General features: G+C 72.3%; 15 protein-coding genes. 11 read left to right on the forward strand and 4 right to left on the reverse strand.

The features are described from left to right. The first annotated feature begins 54 nt into the window (after positions 1-54). Positions 55-270, forward strand: a complete 216-nt coding sequence (locus tag ACIBBD_RS20110) for an I78 family peptidase inhibitor (RefSeq protein WP_399420794.1) — start codon at positions 55-57, stop codon at positions 268-270. Positions 271-364: 94 nt separating this feature from the next. Here ACIBBD_RS20110 and ACIBBD_RS20115 read toward each other — a convergent pair whose 3' ends face one another. Beyond that, on the reverse strand, positions 365-1366 hold the full coding sequence (locus ACIBBD_RS20115; RefSeq protein WP_399420795.1) for a phosphatase PAP2 family protein: 1002 nt from the start codon (positions 1364-1366) through the stop codon (positions 365-367). 238 nt (positions 1367-1604) lie between these two features. After that, positions 1605-2861: a mannosyltransferase family protein gene (locus ACIBBD_RS20120; protein WP_399420796.1), complete on the reverse strand. Its 1257-nt coding sequence runs from the start codon at positions 2859-2861 to the stop codon at positions 1605-1607. Positions 2862-3122: 261 nt separating this feature from the next. Between ACIBBD_RS20120 and ACIBBD_RS20125 the strand changes: the two genes are divergently transcribed. Together ACIBBD_RS20125 and ACIBBD_RS20130 are read left to right on the forward strand one after the other, a co-directional pair. After that, positions 3123-4724 carry an MFS transporter gene (locus ACIBBD_RS20125; RefSeq protein ID WP_399420797.1) on the forward strand — a complete coding sequence of 534 codons (1602 nt, stop codon included), beginning with the start codon at positions 3123-3125 and terminating at the stop codon, positions 4722-4724. Between the two features lie 141 nt (positions 4725-4865). After that, positions 4866-6038 (forward strand): acyl-CoA dehydrogenase family protein, encoded by a 1173-nt coding sequence (locus ACIBBD_RS20130; protein WP_399420798.1) that lies wholly within the window; start codon positions 4866-4868, stop codon positions 6036-6038. 48 nt (positions 6039-6086) lie between these two features. Here ACIBBD_RS20130 and sepF read toward each other — a convergent pair whose 3' ends face one another. Next, positions 6087-6524 (reverse strand): cell division protein SepF, encoded by a 438-nt coding sequence (gene sepF / locus ACIBBD_RS20135; protein WP_391646511.1) that lies wholly within the window; start codon positions 6522-6524, stop codon positions 6087-6089. A gap of 314 nt (positions 6525-6838) precedes the next feature. Between sepF and ACIBBD_RS20140 the strand changes: the two genes are divergently transcribed. Next, positions 6839-8014 (forward strand): DUF5685 family protein, encoded by a 1176-nt coding sequence (locus ACIBBD_RS20140; protein ID WP_399420799.1) that lies wholly within the window; start codon positions 6839-6841, stop codon positions 8012-8014. Between the two features lie 226 nt (positions 8015-8240). Here the strand turns inward: ACIBBD_RS20140 and ACIBBD_RS20145 are convergent, their stop codons facing one another. Next, positions 8241-9197, reverse strand: coding sequence for an ABC transporter substrate-binding protein (locus ACIBBD_RS20145; RefSeq protein WP_399420800.1), 957 nt, complete (start codon positions 9195-9197; stop codon positions 8241-8243). 423 nt (positions 9198-9620) lie between these two features. Between ACIBBD_RS20145 and ACIBBD_RS20150 the strand changes: the two genes are divergently transcribed. The 7 genes from ACIBBD_RS20150 to ACIBBD_RS20180 all read left to right on the forward strand — a co-directional run bounded on the left by ACIBBD_RS20150 (position 9621) and on the right by ACIBBD_RS20180 (position 17419). Further along, positions 9621-10478, forward strand: a complete 858-nt coding sequence (locus tag ACIBBD_RS20150; RefSeq protein WP_399420801.1) for an amino acid ABC transporter permease — start codon at positions 9621-9623, stop codon at positions 10476-10478. After that, entirely contained in the window at positions 10475-12232 is a 1758-nt protein-coding gene (locus tag ACIBBD_RS20155) for an FAD/NAD(P)-binding protein (RefSeq protein ID WP_399420802.1), read from the forward strand. Before ACIBBD_RS20150 ends, ACIBBD_RS20155 begins: the two co-directional genes overlap by 4 nt. A 44-nt stretch (positions 12233-12276) precedes the next feature. Further along, on the forward strand, positions 12277-13038 hold the full coding sequence (locus ACIBBD_RS20160; RefSeq protein ID WP_399420804.1) for an amino acid ABC transporter ATP-binding protein: 762 nt from the start codon (positions 12277-12279) through the stop codon (positions 13036-13038). A gap of 22 nt (positions 13039-13060) precedes the next feature. Further along, entirely contained in the window at positions 13061-14023 is a 963-nt protein-coding gene (locus ACIBBD_RS20165) for an FMNH2-dependent monooxygenase (RefSeq protein WP_399420805.1), read from the forward strand. Beyond that, positions 14020-14799, forward strand: a complete 780-nt coding sequence (locus tag ACIBBD_RS20170; RefSeq protein WP_399420806.1) for a DUF1684 domain-containing protein — start codon at positions 14020-14022, stop codon at positions 14797-14799. The genes ACIBBD_RS20165 and ACIBBD_RS20170 overlap by 4 nt, the downstream gene beginning before the upstream one ends. A gap of 213 nt (positions 14800-15012) precedes the next feature. After that, positions 15013-15918, forward strand: coding sequence for a S1 family peptidase (locus tag ACIBBD_RS20175; RefSeq protein ID WP_399420807.1), 906 nt, complete (start codon positions 15013-15015; stop codon positions 15916-15918). 418 nt (positions 15919-16336) lie between these two features. Beyond that, positions 16337-17419, forward strand: coding sequence for a S1 family peptidase (locus ACIBBD_RS20180; protein ID WP_399420808.1), 1083 nt, complete (start codon positions 16337-16339; stop codon positions 17417-17419). Positions 17420-18008: the final 589 nt, after the last annotated feature.

An 18008-nucleotide genomic window follows, 5' to 3' on the forward strand; every position in this document is an offset into this window, starting at 1 on the left:
CCACATCTCCGGTCCGGGGTTCCCGGGGCGGCCCCCTCGGCCTAGCGTGGCGGTATGGCACCGATTCCCACTCCGCCAGCGGAGCCCCAGGACAGTCCGGACGGATACGTCGGCCTCGAGGCGGCGCGCGCCGAGCGGCTCGCCCGGGAACGGGGGTGGTCGACGGTGCGCTCCCTGGCGCCCGGGACGATCATCACCATGGAGTACCGCGTGGGCCGGCTGAACCTCGAGGTGCGCGACGGCCGCGTCGCCCGCGCCTGGAAGGGCTGAGCGCCGCCCATGACGAAGGCCCCGGCTCCTGGACCAGGAACCGGGGCCTTCGCGTGCGGGGCCGGGCTGCGTACCGAGGGTCCCCACGGGCCGGTCAGCCGCCGCTGAGGGGGCGGGCCGGAGAGGTGGTGGTACCGCGCGGCCGGTCGGGGTGCGGTGGGCGGCGGCTCCCGACGGGCGTGACCGGGGTGCGCTCCGAGCGGGACGTGTGCGGGCCGGGGGCGAGGTAGACCGGCGCCCTCGGGGCGTGGGGCGCGGCGGCCTCGTCCGGGACCGCGGCGCGCGGCTTGAGCGGAACGGCCACCGTGACAGGGGCGGGTGCGGGCGCCGAACCGGCACGGCCGGCGCGCCAGCGGTCGCGCAGGTCGAAGATCCAGGCCTCGGCACGGGCGATCAGCGGCTCGAACCAGGGCAGCGCCAGCAGGATGAGCAGGCCGGCGGCCCAGCCGAGGACCACATCGCTCAGCCAGTGCGTACCGAGGTAGACGGTGGCCAGGCCGACGCCGAGCGAGGTGACCGCGGAGAGGGCCGACAGCCAGCGGCGGGCTCTCGGGGTGGAGGCCAGATAGGCCAGGATTCCCCAGGTCACGACCGCGTTGGCGGTGTGGCCGCTGGGAAATATATCGCCGCCCAGACCCATCTCGTTCGATCCGATGGTGGTGGCGTAGTGCGGACCGAGGCGGCCCATGCCGATCTTCGCGGCGCCGACGGTGACGTTCAGCAGCAGCAGGGAGACGCCGAGGGCGAGCAGCGGACGCAGGGTGTGCTGCCGCCAGGATCTCCAGCCCAGCCAGGCGGCGACCATCACGGCGGTGGGGCCGCGCTGGCCGAGGACCACGTAGTAGTCGACGAACCAGTGGATCTCGGACCACTGCTGGTACGGCCGGAAGAACATGACCTGCCAGTCGAGACGGACCAGCCACGAGGTGATCACCACGAGCCACACGATCGCCAGGTAGAAGGCCAGGGTCGAGGCGAACAGCGCGACCCGGTGCCTGCTCGTCTTCGGCACATCGATGTGGGCCGGTCGTTCCGGCTCACGGTCGAGCCTGGCGAACACCCGGTCCAGACGGGTGAGGTTTTGTTCGGTACGCACCCAATCGACGTTACAGCGAGTGAGCTCAGTTCCCGGCCGATTCCACGGGTTTGTGATGACGATGTGATGTGGGATTGCTCTCAGAACGGCGTTTATTCCTCCGGATTCAGTAATCCGCCGTGCCCCGTCCCTTCAATTCCTTTGATCATTCTGGGGGGCGGTTTTAGGCATCTTATGAATGAGTTCACCGAATGCTGGGTCCTCATTCCCGGGTCGCTCACCGGTAGTACGCAGCCGGTCATGGGGGACCGGAGCCGTTCAGCCACCAGGCGCCGTACACGGCCGACGCCACCGCGACCCCCGCCACCACCAGCGCGGATCGCGGCGTCCGCAGCCGCGCGAGGCCCAGGGCGAGGGGGAGCAGGAGCGGGAACGCGGGGAGCAGCAGGCGCGGTTTCGAGCCGAAATAGCTCGACGCGCAGAGGGCGAGCGCGAGGACCACACCCCCGTACACCAGCAGCGGAAGCGGTTGGCGCTGCCGTACGCAGACGAGATACAGCCAGACCAGCAGGGCGACGCCGAGGGTGAGTCCGACGCCGGCGAAGGCCGACGGGATTGACGTGAACTTGTCGATGATGAAGCGGGCGAAGGCCTGGCCGCCGTCGAAACCGTTGCGCCAGCCGGCCTGGACGTCGAGGTAGCCGAGGGGGCCCTTGCCGGTGTGGTGGCCGACCCAGAGGACGTAGCCGGCGGTGCCGAGTGGCGCGAGGAGGAGTCCGAGGGCGCGCGTTGTGACGTATGCGCCTTCTGGTGCGCGTTCACGCTGGTAAGGGGCGTCGAGCGAGGGCTGGGGGGCGTGTGCGGCCGTCCGCGCGCCCTCGCCGGGCTCCACGCTTCGGTCCCGCCGCCCGCTCCGGTCCCGCAGGAACGCCGACACCCCCGCCACCCACACCGCCGCCACCACGGCGAGCCCCACCGGCCGGGTCAGACCGGCCAGCGACGCCAGCGCGCCCGCCGTCACCCACCGGCCGGTGAGCACCGCGTACAGCGACCAGGCGGCCAGCGCGGTGAACAGCGACTCGCTGTACGCCATCGACTGCACGACGCCGACCGGCAGCACCGCCCACAGCAGCACGGCGCACACCCCGGCCCGGCGCCCGTACACATGGTCGGCGACGGCGAAGATCCCCCACGCCGCGGCGAGCGAGGCGCACAGGGAGACCACGAAACCGGCGTCGGCGTACGACAACGGGGTCATCGAGTGCAGCAGGCGCTCCAGCCACGGCAGCAGTGGGAAGAAGGCGAGGTTGGAGTGCACGTCCCCGTTGGGCAGACGCACCTCGTAGCCGTATCCCAGCTCGGCGACCCGTGCGTACCACAGGGCGTCCCAGCGTGCCGTGAGCAGTGTGTACGCGCTCTTGTCGCGCGCCGCGCTCCACAGAGCGAGGGCGAGCAGGCCCAGGGCGCGGACGGCCGCGTACCCCACGAGGGCGGGGGCGGCCCGGCGCAGGGCCGCGGGGACGACGGGCGCCCCGCGCGTTTCAAGATCGGTCACGGGCCCGATTATCGGCCGGACGTGGAGCGGGAGTGCGCGCCGGGGCGTACGGGCCGGTGGGGAGAGTGGTGTACGCCACACGGGTTCCCCCCGGACGGTGAGAGGTCCGCCACGTGGCCGAGCCACGAACTCGCGTACGCTGCGTGTCACTCGCCGTTCGTCTGCGCGGGCCGGGGACCACCGCTCCTCTCCGGCCGAGTCGCGGGGACTCCCCACCCCGTGAGCCCGCCGAACCCCGAGGAACACCTGGGAGGTACGTACATGTCCGGGACGACCACGGCTGCCGTCGGGCTGCGCCGTCGGGCGGCCGGGGCCGGTGCCAACCGCTGGATCGTGCTGGTGGTGCTGTGTGTCAGCCTGCTGCTGGTCGCCGTCGACGCGACCGTGCTGCACGTGGCGGTGCCCGCCGTCACCGAGGACCTCCGGCCCGGCGCGATCGAACTGCTCTGGATCGTCGACACCTACCCGCTCGTCTGTGCCTCGCTGCTGATCCTCTTCGGCACGCTCGGTGACCGGGTGGGCCGCAGAAGGGTGCTGCTCCTCGGCTACGCGCTGTTCGGCGTCGCCTCCGCGATGGCGGCGTTCGCCGGGAGCGCCGAGGTGCTCATCGTCGCGCGGGCGCTGCTCGGCGTGGGCGGCGCGATGATCATGCCGGCGACGCTCTCGATCCTGCGGCAGGTCTTTCCCGAGCGGCGGGAGCGGGCGCTGGCGATAGGCATCTGGAGTGCGGTGGCCGCGGTCGGCGCGGCGGTGGGGCCGCTGCTCGGAGGCTTCCTCCTCGAGCACTTCTGGTGGGGCGCGGTCTTCCTCGTCAACATTCCGCTGATGCTGGTCAGCCTGCCGGTGGGGCGGCTGCTGCTGCCGGAGTCGCGCGGTGCGGGGGACGGGCCGTGGGACGTCGTGGGCGCGCTGACGGCCGCGGCCGGGCTGTTCGGTGTCGTGCTCGGCGTGAAGCGACTGGGCGGCGGTGAGGTGGACGCGGTCACCCTGGTACCGCTGGCCGCGGGTGCCGCGCTGATCGTGGTGTTCGTACGGCGCCAGCGACGGCGTACGCATCCCCTGGTGGACCTGCGCATGTTCGCCCGGCCGGCGTTCAGTACGTCGGTGGGCTGCATCGTGCTGGCGATGCTGGCGCTGGTGGGTCTCGAACTGATCGCGGCGCAGTACCTGCAGCTGGTGTTGGGGCTGTCGCCGTTGGAGACGGGGTTGCGGCTGCTGCCGCTGACCTTCGCGGCGATGGCGGCGGGCCTGGCCGGGGCGCGGCTGCTGCGGCGGTTCGGACCGCGGCGGATGGTGTGCGGGGGGTTCTGCCTCACGGCGGCCGCGGTGGTGACGCTCACCGCGATGGGCGGATCGGACAACGCGGCGCTGCTGCTGTTCGGTTTCGTGCTGCTCGGCTTCGGCCTGGAGACGACGCTGTTCGGGGCGTACGAGTCGATGCTGAGCGAGGCTCCGCCGGAGCAGGCCGGCGGGGCGGCCGCGATCGGGGAGACGTCGTACCAGCTGGGGGCCGGCATCGGGATCGCCCTGCTGGGCAGCGTGATGAACGCGGCGTACGCGCCCGGACTGTCGTCGGTGCCCGGGGTGCCGGCGGCGGCGTCGGCCGCGGCGGGGCATTCGCTGGGGGAGGCGTACGAGGTCGCCGGGCGGCTCGGGGGCGCGGCGGGGATCGCCCTGCGGCGGACGGCCCGGGACTGTTTCGTGCACGGGCTCCATGTCACGTTGCTGGTGAGTGCGGGCTTGCTGTTGCTGGGGGCGGTGATGGCGTTGCGGCTGCCGCGGGTCATGCAGTGCGAGGCCGAGTCTCCCGCGGTGGAGCTGCCCGGGCCGAGAGGGGTCACGGAGTCCCGTGTCTCCGTGTGACGCGCGACTGCGCCACCGAGGCTCACCCGTGCGCCCCCTGGTGGGACGGTGTCTGGACGTGCGGGACGCCGCGTCGTAACGTCGGCGGCGGAATCGTGACTAGCGGTGCTAGTTTTGAGTCGCCTGCCGGAGGATCTCGCCATGCTCCCGTTCGACCCCGCCGACCCACTCGGCATCGACGACCTGCTGGGGCCGGAGGACCTGGCCGTCAGGGAGACCGTGCGGGCGTGGGCCGCGGACCGCGTCCTGCCCCATGTCGCCGAGTGGTACGAGAAGGGCGAACTGCCCGGGATCCGGGAGCTGGCACGGGAGCTCGGGAGCATCGGGGCGCTCGGGATGTCGCTGGAGGGGTACGGGTGCGCCGGCGCCGGCGCCGTGCAGTACGGGCTCGCGTGTCTGGAACTGGAGGCCGCCGACTCGGGGATCCGGTCCCTCGTCTCCGTGCAGGGGTCCCTCGCCATGTACGCCGTCCACCGGTTCGGCTCGGAGGAGCAGAAGCAGGCGTGGCTGCCGCGGATGGCCGCCGGCGAGGTCATCGGATGCTTCGGGCTGACGGAGCCCGATCACGGATCCGACCCCGCCTCCCTGCGGACGTACGCCAAGCGGGACGGCTCCGACTGGGTCCTCAACGGGCGGAAGATGTGGATCACCAACGGGTCCGTGGCCGGGGTCGCCGTGGTGTGGGCGCAGACCGACGGCGGGATCCGGGGGTTCGTCGTGCCCACCGACGTCCCCGGGTTCTCGGCGCCCGAGATCAAGCACAAGTGGTCCCTGCGGGCCAGCGTCACCAGCGAGCTCGTGCTCGACGACGTGCGGTTGCCCGCCGACGCCGTGCTGCCCGAGGTCGTCGGGCTCAAGGGCCCGCTCAGCTGTCTGTCCCACGCCCGGTACGGGATCGTGTGGGGGGCCATGGGCGCGGCCCGGACCTGCTTCGAGGCGGCCGTGGAGTACGCGAAGACGCGAGAGCAGTTCGGGCGGCCGATCGGGGGGTTCCAGCTCACCCAGGCCAAGCTCGCCGACATGGCGGTCGAACTGCACAAGGGGATTCTGCTCGCCCATCACCTGGGGCGGCGCATGGACGCCGGCCGCCTGCGTCCCGAGCAGGTCAGCTTCGGCAAGCTCAACAACGTACGGGAGGCCATCGACATCTGTCGTACGGCGCGGACGATCCTGGGGGCCAACGGGATCTCCCTGGAGTACCCCGTCATGCGGCACGCGACCAACCTCGAGTCGGTGCTCACCTACGAGGGCACCGTCGAGATGCACCAGCTCGTGCTGGGCAAGGCGCTCACCGGACTCGACGCCTTCCGCTGACCCCGGGGCACGGCCCCTGAGGGGGCAGGGCCGGTGAGCGGCCCTGCCTCAGCTCTGGTTGAAGAAGCCGTCCGTGCGGTGGGCGGCCGGGTCGCCGTTCACGATCTCCGTGTTGGCGGGGGTCAGCAGGAACACGCGGGTCGACACACGCTCGATGGAACCGCGCAGTCCGAAGATCAGGCCGGCCGCGAAGTCGACGACGCGCTTGGCGTCGGCGGCCTCCATGGCCGTGAGGTTCATGATGACCGGGACGCCCTCGCGGAACAGCTCGCCGATCGCCCGCGCGTCCCGGAAGCTGTCCGGGGTCACCGTGCCGATCCGACGGCCCTTCTCCTCGGCCGTGTCGGCGGCGACCTTCACCCTCGGGTCGGTGACCCAGGCGTCTCCGGAGTCGGTCCCCTCGGAATAGTCGTCGTCGTAGTAACGCTCGTCATCGTTGTCGTCGACGAGGCCAAGCCAGGCACTCGCCTTGCGTACCGATCCCATGGACGCCTCCTCTCACAGCGGTCTTTCTTGCTTTCCGCATTCCCCATGGTCGTCCATGATGCGGATGTCGCGCCAAGTGGATAGACGCCGTGCGGGGGGTTTGTGACGGTACTGGTGCACAGCCGATCCGTCGAGAGTCCGTATGCCCCAAGGGTCCTGTCCTACGCGGCTGCTGACTGTGAGTGAAATATGATTCTTCCTGGCGTACGGGTGACGGCCGGAGCGTACGGGTGAACAGGGCGAGCCGTTCCCGCACGGCCTTCCGTCGATACGATGCGGCAGCTCAACGTCGTACGGATCAGCGGGGGATCGTCGTGTTCGGAATCGTCAGGCCCTGTCGTCACCGGCTCGGTGAGGGACTCAGAGCCCAGTGGATGGCGCATTTGTGCGGGCTGTGCCTCGCGCTGCGGCGGGACCACGGGCAGTTCGCGCGGATCGTGACCAACTACGACGGCCTGCTGATATCGGTGCTGACGGAGGCTCAGGCCGCCGAGCGCGGCAGTGGAGGCCGGCGTACGGCCGGGCCCTGTCCGTTGCGGGGGATGCGGAGCGCGTCCGTCGCGCAGGGTGAGGGGGCGCGGCTCGCGGCCGCCGTCTCGCTCGTGCTGGCCTCCGCCAAGGTGCGCGACCATGTCGCCGACGGGGACGGCTGGCTGGCCCGGCGGCCGGTGGCCCTGGCCGCGCGCCGGGTCGCCACCAGCTGGGGTGCCGCGGGGGCCCGTACCGGATCGGCCGTCGGCTTCGACACCGCCGTGCTCGTCGACGCCGTGGACCGGCAGGTCGGCATCGAGGCGCTCGCCGGGCCGGGCACGCCGGTCCTGGCGGTCACCGAGCCGACCGAGACCGCGACCGCCGCGGCCTTCGCGCACACCGCGATCCTGGCCGGACGGCCGGGCAACGCCGAGCCGCTCGCCGAGGCCGGGCGCCTCTTCGGACGGCTCGCCCATCTGCTGGACGCCGTGGAGGACAGGGAGGCCGACGCCGCGTCGGGCGCGTGGAACCCGCTCACCGCGACCGGGACGTCCCTGCGGGAGGCCCGGCGGCTGGCCGACGACGCCGTGCACGGCATCCGGCTCGCGTTGCGCGAGGCCGAGTTCAGCGACGCGAAGCTGGCCCACGTGCTGCTGGTGCACGAGGTGCGCGCCTCCGTCGACCGTGCCTTCGGCACCACCTCGTGCGGGCATCCGGGGCAGCGGTTCGGCCCGCCGCCCGGCAACCCGTACGCGCCGTCCGGTCCCGGCGGCCCGCACCTGCCGCCGGAGCCGCCGCACCGCGACCGGCGCGGCCTCCTCGCGGGATGCCTCGTCTGGACGGGACTCGCCTGTACGTGCCAGATGTGCTGCGGCGAGTACGAGGACCCGTGGACGCGGGAGCGCAAGGAAGGCCTCTGCCAGCGGTGCGACGACTGCTCGGACTGCTGCGAGTGCTGTGACTGCTGCCCGTGCTGCGGCGACGGCTGCTGTTGCGACGGCTGCGGGTGTGATTGCTAGGCCCTGTCGTCACATTCCCGTCTGCCCCGCGACGCCATGCACGCACTCTCGCCGCACCGGGCCCAGACCCGAGTACATCCAGTACGAGGGTCAGGGCCCGGCACACCGAGAGCACGCACCTGACGCCGCAGGGCCGCCCTTCGGGCGACGACGGGAATGTGACGGCAGGGCCTAGGGCCGCGACCGCGGCGGGATCCGCGAGACCCTCCCCGGGGCCCTCCGGGCGTCAGTCCTCGTGCTCCGGTGGGGAGATCTGCGACTTCTCGATCGCCGAGCCCGTCGTGCCCCACTTCTCGAGGATCCTGGCGTAGGTGCCGTCGGCGATGAGCCGGTCGACGGCCGCCTGGAAGGCGGGGGCGAGCTTCGTGCCCTTCTTGAAGGCGAAGCCGACGTCGAGACGGTGGAACTCGTTGAGGAACTTCACGCCGTCCTGGTGGGCGACGGCGTAGCGCAGGCCGTTGATGGTGGACATCACGACGTCGGCGCGGCCCTGCTGGAGCGAGGACCAGAGCGCGCCCTGCTCGCTGTACGTCTGCACCGTGTACGCCTTCTCGCCGGCGTCGGTGCAGACGTGCTCGTTGTCCTCCAGCGTGGCCTCGAAGGTGGTGCCGGCGCTGGTGGCGACGTTCAGGCCGCACAGCTGCTTCAGGTCGGTGACCTCGGAGAGCTCGCTGTCGGCGCGGGCGGCGAAGCCCTGGCCGTCGTTGATGTAGGTGACGAAGTCGATCGTCTTCAGGCGCTCGGTGGTGACACCGAAGTTGCTGACGCCGACGTCGTACTTGCCGCTGTCCAGGGCGGGCAGGATCGCCTCGAAACCGGCCTGTTCCGTCCTGAGGTCGAGACCGAGCACCCTGGCGACGGCCCGGGTGAAGTCGATGTCCTGTCCGGCCAGGGTCCTGCCGTCGTCGAGGAGGCTGGTGCCGGGCGGGGTGCCGCCGACACTGACGGCGACGGTCAGCCCGGTCACGCCGGAGGGCAGCAGCGCGGCGGCGGCCGGGTCCTTCCCGACCGTCGAGACGACGTCCTGCGTGGGGATCGCGTCGGACTCCGCCGCCGCCCGCGCGGTACCGCCGGCCGCGGTGTCGTCCGCGCCGGAGCCGCACGCCGTGAGGAACAGGGTCACCGACGTGATCAGGGCAAAGGGGTAGTAAACGCGCTTGCGGGAGCGCGGGGGCGTACGCATCGTGTGCGGTCTCCAAGACAGCGGAAAGGTGTGAGGAAGCGCTGGGTGAGGGGAGAGGGCGCGTGTGAAGGCAGTGCGTGCGAAGGCAGAGCTGGGGAAAGGGAGAACGCGAGGAAGCGCCCCGTGATCAGGGCACGCAGGGGGTCAGCTCAACAGGAACAGGACCACACTCGACCGAAGTCGATGTGGGAGCGCGTGACCAGCCACTGCTGTGGATGCATGGGCCAAGTGGAACAGGCATCCGGTTGCGCGTCAACCGACTTGAGACGTACGGCTCACAGTGTGGACGGCCTTGACAGTGAGGGGAAACGCCGCCGTAGTCTCGGGGGACGGCCCTGCTGAGGGGCTCGGCCGTACCGCGCCGCGCGGCGCATCCCGTGTGAAGGCACCACCGCGACCCACTCGATGTCACGGAGCCTTCGCATGTCCTCCGACACCCTCGCCAAAGCCCCCGCCGCACCGGACGTACCGGAACACGCGGACGCCCTGCGGATCGTCCCGCACCGCCGCCTCGGACAGTGGACGGCCGCCGCCGTCGTCCTCCTCCTGCTGGCTCTCGCCGTCAACTCAGTGCTGCGCAACGAGGCGTTCCGGTGGGACGTCGTCGCCGACTACTTCACCTCCGCCGCCGTGCTGCGCGGTCTGTGGCTCACGCTGTGGCTGACGGCGGTGGTGATGGTGCTCGGCTTCGCCCTGGGCACGCTGCTCGCCGCGGCCCGGCTCTCCTCCAACCCCGTCCTTCGAGGCGTCAGTTGGGGGTACGTCTGGCTGTTCCGGTCGATCCCGATCCTGGTGCAGCTGCTGTTGTGGTTCAACATCGGGGCGCTGTACCCCCAGCTGTTCGGCGTGCGGACGGTGAACCTGCTGACCCCCGTCGCCGTCGCGATCGTCGGCCTCACCCTGCACGAGGCCGCGTACGCGGCCGAGGTGGTGCGCGGCGGCGTCCTGTCCGTCGACCGCGGTCAGATCGAGGCCGCACAGGCGCTCGGGCTGAGCCGGTGGCGCCGCTGGTGGCGGATCGTGCTGCCGCAGGCGATGCGCTCCATCGTGCCGCCGGCCGGCAACATGCTGATCGGCACCCTCAAGGGCACCTCCATCGTCAGCGTCATCGCCGTCCAGGACCTGCTGTTCTCGGTGCAGCTCGTCTACCACCGCACCTACCAGGTCATCCCGCTGCTGATGGTGGCCACCGTCTGGTACACGATCGTCACCTCACTGCTCGGCGCCGGCCAGTACTACGTGGAGAAGTACTACGCGCGCGGCTCGGAGCGCACCCGATGAGGCACTCCCTGGTGATCGTCGGGGCCGGGCCGCGGGGGACCGGCCTCATCGAGCGGATCGCCGCCAACGCTCCCGAGCTGTACACCGGTCAGGGCCTCGACATCCACCTCGTCGACCCCTATCCCCCGGGTGCCGGTCGCATCTGGCGCGCCGCGCAGTCACCGCTGCTGTGGATGAACTCGCACGCGGAGGACGTCACCATGTTCACCGACGAGACGGTGGACATGGCCGGACCCGTCCGCGAGGGCCCCACCCTGCACGAGTGGGCCGGCATCGACGGCCGCACCTTCGCCGACCGGCAGCTCCAGGGCGCCTATCTGCGCTGGGTGCACGAGCGGGCCGTCGCCGGCCTGCCCCCGTCCGTCGCGGTCCACCACCACCCGCGCCGGGCCCTGCGGATCGGCGGGCCCCGCGAGGGCCGACAGCAGGTGTGGCTGGAGGGCCGCCCCCGGCCTCTGCTCGCCGACCTCGTCGTCCTCACCCTCGGCCACCTCGACGCCGAACTCGACGACGAGCAGAAGGCGTTGGCGTCCTACGCGCGCGAGCACGGCCTGACCCACCTCCCGCCGGACTTCACCGCCGACAGCGACCTGTCCGCGCTGCGGCCCGGCGAACCCGTCCTCGTCCGCGGCTTCGGGCTCGCCTTCGTCGACCTCATGGTGCTGCTCACCGAGGGACGCGGCGGACGGTACGAGGGGGACACGTACGTCCCCTCGGGGCGGGAGCCGGTGCTGTACGTCGGCTCGCGGCGCGGAGTGCCGTACCACGCGAAGATCGGCTACGACTGGAGCGGGGAGCGGCCGCCGCTGCCGCGGTTCCTGGGACCCGCCGAGATCGAGGGGCTGATCGCGCGGCCCGGGGGCTTCGACTTCCGGCGGGACGTGTGGCCGCTGGTCGAGAAGGAGCTGGGCTTCGCGCACTACCACCGGCTGTTCACCGCCCATCCCGAGCGGACCGTCATGGCGTGGACCGACTTCGAGGAGAAGTTCGCGGCCGCCGACGACGCGGGTGAGCGCGCGGCGCTGGTGGCGTCCGCCGTGCCCGACCCGCGGGACCGGTTCGACCCGGCCGCGCTCGACCGCCCGCTGGACGGGGTGCGGTACGCGACGCACGACGACCTCCAGGAAGGCCTGCGGCGGTACGTCGAGGAAGACCTGAACCGGCGTCACGACCCGGACCACAGCGCCGACCTGGCCGTCTTCCTCGGACTGCTCTCCGTCTACGGGCAGGTGGTGCGGCTCGGTGACATCGGGTCCTGGTGGCACGGGTTCTTCAGCTACCTCGCGTCCGGGCCGCCCGGCCCCCGGCTGCGGCAACTGCTCGCGCTGTCGCGGGCGGGGGTGCTGAGGTTCGTCGGCGCCGACATGTCCGTACGGGCCGAGGACGGGGTGTTCCGGGCGAGCAGTCCGACCGTGCCCGCCTTCTTCGTCGAGGCCCGTGCGCTGGTCGAGGCCCGGTTGCCCGAGCCGACGGTCCGGCGCGCCCGTGATCCGCTGCTGCGCGCGCTGCACGAGGACGGCGCCGCCGAGACGCCGGACGGGCTGCTGCGGGTGGACCGCGCCGACGGGCGGATCCTGGACCGGGCCGGCCGGCCGCATCCCCGGCGCTTCGCGCTCGGGCCGCACACCGACGGCCGTTCCTCCGGCGCGTTCACCCGGCCGCGCACGGGCGGGCCCGCCTTCCGGCAGAACGACGCCACCGCGCGGGCCGCCCTGGTCTTCCTGCGCGACCTGGCCTGTCGCGCCGTCGCCTGACCGCCGACATCCGCCCACCCCCTGCCAGCAAGAGGAATCCACCCATGAGTGTCATGGTCGACATCAGGTCCGTCCACAAGAGCTTCGGCTCCCTGGAGGTCCTCAAGGGCATCGACCTGTCGGTGCGCACCGGAGAGGTCACCGTCGTCCTCGGGCCCTCCGGATCCGGCAAGTCGACGCTGCTGCGCACCATCAACCACCTGGAGAAGGTGGACCGGGGAGCGATCAGTGTGGACGGCACGCTCATCGGCTACCGGCGCTCCGGCAGCAGGTTGTACGAGCTGCCCGAGCGGGAGGTGCTGAGACAGCGGACGCGGATCGGGTTCGTCTTCCAGAACTTCCACCTGTTCCCGCACCTCACCGTCCTCGACAACGTCACCGAGGCGCCGGTGTCCGCGCTGAAGCGGCCGCGGAGGGAGGCGGTGCACAGCGCGCGGCGGCTGCTGGAGCGGGTCGGCCTGGCCGACAAGGCCGACGCCTACCCGAAGCAGCTGTCCGGCGGGCAGCAGCAGCGGGTCGCCATCGCGCGGGCGCTCGCGCTGGAGCCCCGGCTGCTGCTGTTCGACGAGCCGACCTCCGCGCTCGACCCCGAGCTGGTGGGCGAAGTCCTCGACGTCATGAGGGACCTGGCCCATCAGGGCACGACGATGATCGTCGTCACGCACGAGATCGGGTTCGCCCGCGAGGTCGCCGACACGGTCGTGTTCATGGACGACGGGCGGATCGTCGAGCAGGGGCCGCCGGGGGACGTGCTGGAGCGGCCGCGGGAGGAGCGGACCCGGTTGTTCCTCTCCAAGGTCCTGTGAGCGGGGGAAAGGGGTCACCGCGATGACGTCGTCAACCTGTCGGGGCCTGCTGCACCTGGCCGCCGCCGTCGACCAGCCCGGAGTGCGCGACGCCGGACCCTACGTCGAGCTGGCGCGGCTCGCCGAGCGCGGCGGGCTCGACTTCGTGACGCTGGACGACGACGTCGCCCGCCCCGGGCTCGACGCGCCGGCCCTGCTGTCCCTGATGGGGTCCGCCACGCACCGCGTCGGACTGGTCCCCACGCTCGCCGCCGGGCACACCGCGTCCCCCCAGGTCCAGGCGGCCGTCGCCGCCCTCGACCGGGTCGGCCGGGGCCGGGCCGGCCGGCGGATCGACCTGTCCACCCTCGAGGGGGGCCTCGGGGCGGAGCACCGCGCGCTCCACGAGGCGGTCACCGGCCCGCCCCCGTCCCCGGCGGACCCCTCGGCCGTGTCCGGGCCCCCGCCGGGACGGCCCGTGCGCGTGGTCGACGCCACGGAGGGGCACGCCCGCCGCGCCGCCGCCCGGTACGCCGACGTCGTCCTGGTGCGGGTGGCGAGCTGCGACCAGGCCCGGTCGGTGCGTGACCGACTGTGCTCCGAGGCGGCCGGGGCGGGCCGTGACGCGGACTCCCTCCGGGTCCTGGCGAGCCTGCTGGTCGACCTCGGCGACGGTGAGCACGCCGCCGCACCCGGCCACGGTGGCGGCGGTCCCCGGCACAGCGCGCGGGGTCCGCTCTACCGCGGCGGCCCCGTCGGCCTGGCCGAGCTGATCGCGGCCTGGCACCAGGAGGGCGCCGTCGACGGCTTCCACCTCATCCCCGTCGAACCGCGCCGGGACCTGGAACGGCTGGTCAACGGCACGGTGGCGCTGCTCCAGCACCGGGGCCTGTTCCGCACCTTCTATCCGGGCAGCACACTCCGGGAGCACCTGGGCCTGTCCCGCCCCGCCGACCTGTACGCCGTGACCGGGGGAGGCCCCCGGAAGGAAGGGTTGATCACATGACGGACGCATCCGACGACTGGAAGCAGTGGCACGAGTACCGCACCGCGACGGTGTCGTCGCCCTACGGGCCGCTCGCGCTCACCGGCACCCACTGGCTGGAGGACTTCCCGGGCGGGCGACTTCCGGACATCACCGGGACGTGGGTGGCCGATGAGAAGGGGGTGGTGCTCACCGCGACCGACGCCGACGGGCTGACGGTCGACGGCGAGCCGTTCAGCGGCGAGGTGCGGCTCGCCGCCGACCAGGGGCCGGTCGCCGCGGCCCGGGTCGGGCTCGGCGAGCGGCGCCTGGTCGTGCTGGTCCGCGAAGGAGTGTGGGGGGTGCGTGACTTCGATCCGGAGGCCGGCGCCAGGCGCCGGTTCCGGGGCATCGAGGCCACCCCGTACGACCCGCGCTGGTCGGTGCCGGGGCGCTTCACGCCGTACGACGAGGGCCGCACGGTGCGGGTGCCGAACGCCGACGGGCGGGAGCGCGGGCTCGGCCTCGCCGGGGAGGTGGCGTTCCGGCTCGACGGGCGGGAGCTCGCCCTCCGGGTGAGCGTGCAGGGCGACGGCTCGCTGTGGGCGGTGTTCGCCGACGCCACCAGCGGGGACGGCAGTTACCGGTTCCGGTTCCTGTACCCGGCAGCGCCCGACGCCGAGGGGCGTACGACGGTGGACTTCAACCGTGCCCAACTGCCGCCGTGCGCCTTCGCCGACCACTTCGTCTGCCCCTTCCCGCCGCCGGGGAACACGCTGCCCGTCGGGATCGCGGCGGGGGAGCGCCACCTCGCCTGAGACCGGCCGAGGGAGGGGCCGACTACTCAGTTGATTCAAAGGTTGACGGCCGAAAGACGCCCTTGCGCCGACCGTCCGTTCGGCCGAATACTCCCCCTCAGCGCTTGTCAGGGTCATGCGATGTTCGGAATCCGGACACCGGTGGCCCTCGACTGCGCCTCACGGGCCCCGACCCCACGCGGGCCCCCGACTTCCCCTGGGAGGGAACGAAACGTGAGGATCGAGCGCACCACCCCCACCAGCGGCATCTCGAGACGGACCCGGCTGACCGCCGTCGCCACCGGACTCGTCGCCGCGGCCGCCATCGCCATTCCCCACGCGAGCGCGGCCGACGCCACCCCGTTCAGCGCCGCCGAACTCAAGAGCGCCAGCAGCTCGGTGCTCAAGGCCGACATCCCGGGCACCGCCTGGGCGGTCGACAGCAAGACCAACCGGGTCGTCGTCACCGTCGACAGCACGGTCTCCCAGGCCGAGATAGCGAAGATCAAGGAGCAGGCCGGCGTCAACGCCGACGCTCTGACGATCAAGCGCACCGAGGGCAAGTTCCAGAAGTACATCGCGGGCGGCGACGCCATCTATGCGAGTAGCTGGCGCTGCTCCCTCGGCTTCAACGTCCGTGACAGCGCGGGCAACTACTACTTCCTGACGGCCGGTCACTGCACCGACGGCGCGGGCACCTGGTACTCGAACTCCGCCCGCACCACGGTCCTCGGTCCGACCACGGGCTCCAGCTTCCCGACGAACGACTACGGCATCGTCCGGTACAGCAACACGTCGATCGCCAAGTCGGGCACGGCCGGCAACACGGACATCACCAGCGCGGCCACCCCGAGCGTGGGCACCGCGGTGACCCGTGACGGCTCGACCACCGGCATCCACACCGGCCGCGTCACCGCCCTGAACGCGACCGTCAACTACGGTGGCGGCGACGTCGTCTACGGCATGATCCAGACCACGGTCTGCGCCGAGCCCGGCGACTCCGGTGGCGCGCTCTATGGCACCAACGGCGTGGCCTACGGTCTGACCTCCGGCGGCAGCGGCAACTGCACCTCCGGCGGCACGACCTTCTTCCAGCCCGTGGTGGAGGCCCTGAACGCCTACGGCGTCAGCGTCTTCTGATCCCACCGCACGACCTGCGGCCAGAGGCAGGCGAGCCCCCGCACGCAACCGGCGTGCGGGGGCTTCCCGTTGGGGCCGGCCGGAGCGGTTCACCGGCGCCCGCGCGGCGGTTCCGGTGGACGGGCGGCTCCGCACCGGGCGTCCACCGCGCCTGAGGAAAGGGCGAATTCGAGCCAGGGCCAGACCTCACCACCCTGTACACGGTTACTCACGCGTAGCGTTTGCAGCGCGAACTCTCCCGGCGTGAACGGGGTGGTGAAGGCGCCGAAGGCGCGCGGTGGTCACCGTGTGCGCGTCCTGAAGTCGACCTTGTGTGCTCCCTGCGCGGTTCGGAAGAGTGGGCGCCCGTCAACCCAGCCTTCCGGCCCGGGACGGTCCCCACAACCGTCCGGGCCGACCCCCCACAGGAGGACACGAGTTGAAGCACCGACGCATACCCCGGCGGCGGGCCGTCATGGCGGGAGCGGGCATCGCCGCCCTCGTCGCCGCGGGTGTCACCTTCCAGACTGCGAACGCCAGCGAGACCCCGCAGCCCTCCGAGCCCCGACTCCTCACGGCTCTGGCGGCCGGAAAGCTCGCCTCGACCCTCGGCGCGGACCTGGGCGCCGACGCGGCGGGCGCGTACTACGACGCGAAGGCCAGGAGCCTCGTGGTGAACGTGCTCGACGAGGCCGCCGCGAAGACCGTCGAGGCGGCCGGCGCCAAGGCCAGACTCGTCGAGAACTCCCTCGCCGAACTGAAGAGCGCCCGTACGACGCTCGAGAACGGCGCGACCGTCCCCGGCACCTCCTGGGTGACCGACCCGACCACCAACAAGGTCGTCGTCACCGCCGACCGCACGGTCTCCGGCACCGAGTGGGCGCGGCTCACCAAGGTGGTCGAGGGCCTCGGCCCCACGGCGCGGCTCCAGCGCACCAAGGGGGAGTTCACCCCCTTCGTCGCGGGCGGCGACGCCGTCACCGGAGGCGGCGGGCGCTGCTCGCTCGGCTTCAACGTGGTCAAGGGCGGCGAGCCGTACTTCCTGACCGCCGGTCACTGCACCGAGTCCGTCTCGACCTGGTCGGACTCCTCCGGCGCCGCGATCGGCACGAACGAGACCTCCAGCTTCCCCGGCGACGACTACGGCCTCGTCAAGTACACGGCCGACGTCGACCACCCGAGCGAGGTGAACCTCTACAACGGCTCCGCGCAGGCGATCACGGGCGCCGCCGAGGCCACCGTCGGCATGAAGGTCACCCGCAGCGGCTCGACGACCCAGGTGCACTCCGGCACGGTCACCGGCCTGGACGCCACCGTGAACTACGGCAACGGCGACATCGTCACCGGCCTCATCCAGACCGACGTCTGCGCCGAGCCCGGTGACAGCGGCGGCTCCCTCTTCTCGGGCAGCAGCGCGATCGGCCTCACCTCCGGCGGCAGCGGCGACTGCACGTCGGGCGGGGAGACGTTCTTCCAGCCGGTGACGGAGGCGCTGGCGGCGACGGGCACGCAGATCGGCTGATCCGGCGCCGCACCGCTCTGTGAGGTCCCGCCCCGCGCACGAGGGGCGGGACTTCGGCGTCGCAGGGAGGCGTCCGGCGGGGGCCGTCGTACGGAAATGCCGGGGCCGTCGTACGGAGGCGCCAGGCGGGAGCGCCAGGCGGGGGGCGGCGCGCGGGAGCACCGTCGGGAGCGCTGTACGGAGTTCAGGTGTCGGCGCGCCCCCTCGCAGCCCCGCCGCCAGCAGCGTGATCACCACCCCGGCGGCCGCCCGCGCCGACAGGACCAGTGGCGCGGCCGGCGCTGATCGCCATGATCGACGCGCACAGGTAGCCGCCCACGCGCCGGCCGGCGGTCAGGTGGAAGGACGACAGCCTCTTGGTGTCGTGCCCGTCGATCTCCCGGTGGGGTCCCGGATCCGCTCCCGCGTCGTCGCCGCGTCGGCCACCGCGCGCGGGTCCGGCGGCCCGCCGGGGAGCCGCTCCAGCCGGGCCACCGTCCGCGCGTCCGCGGTCCCCGGCGCGACGACCCCGATGGGCACGTCCTGGGCTGCGGGTCGTGCGGCGCGCCCCGGTAGGAGGCGAGGGAGCGCGGGTGGAGGGCGACCACGC

This window comes from Streptomyces sp. NPDC051315 (assembly GCF_044455165.1).
Classification (GTDB): domain Bacteria; phylum Actinomycetota; class Actinomycetes; order Streptomycetales; family Streptomycetaceae; genus Streptomyces.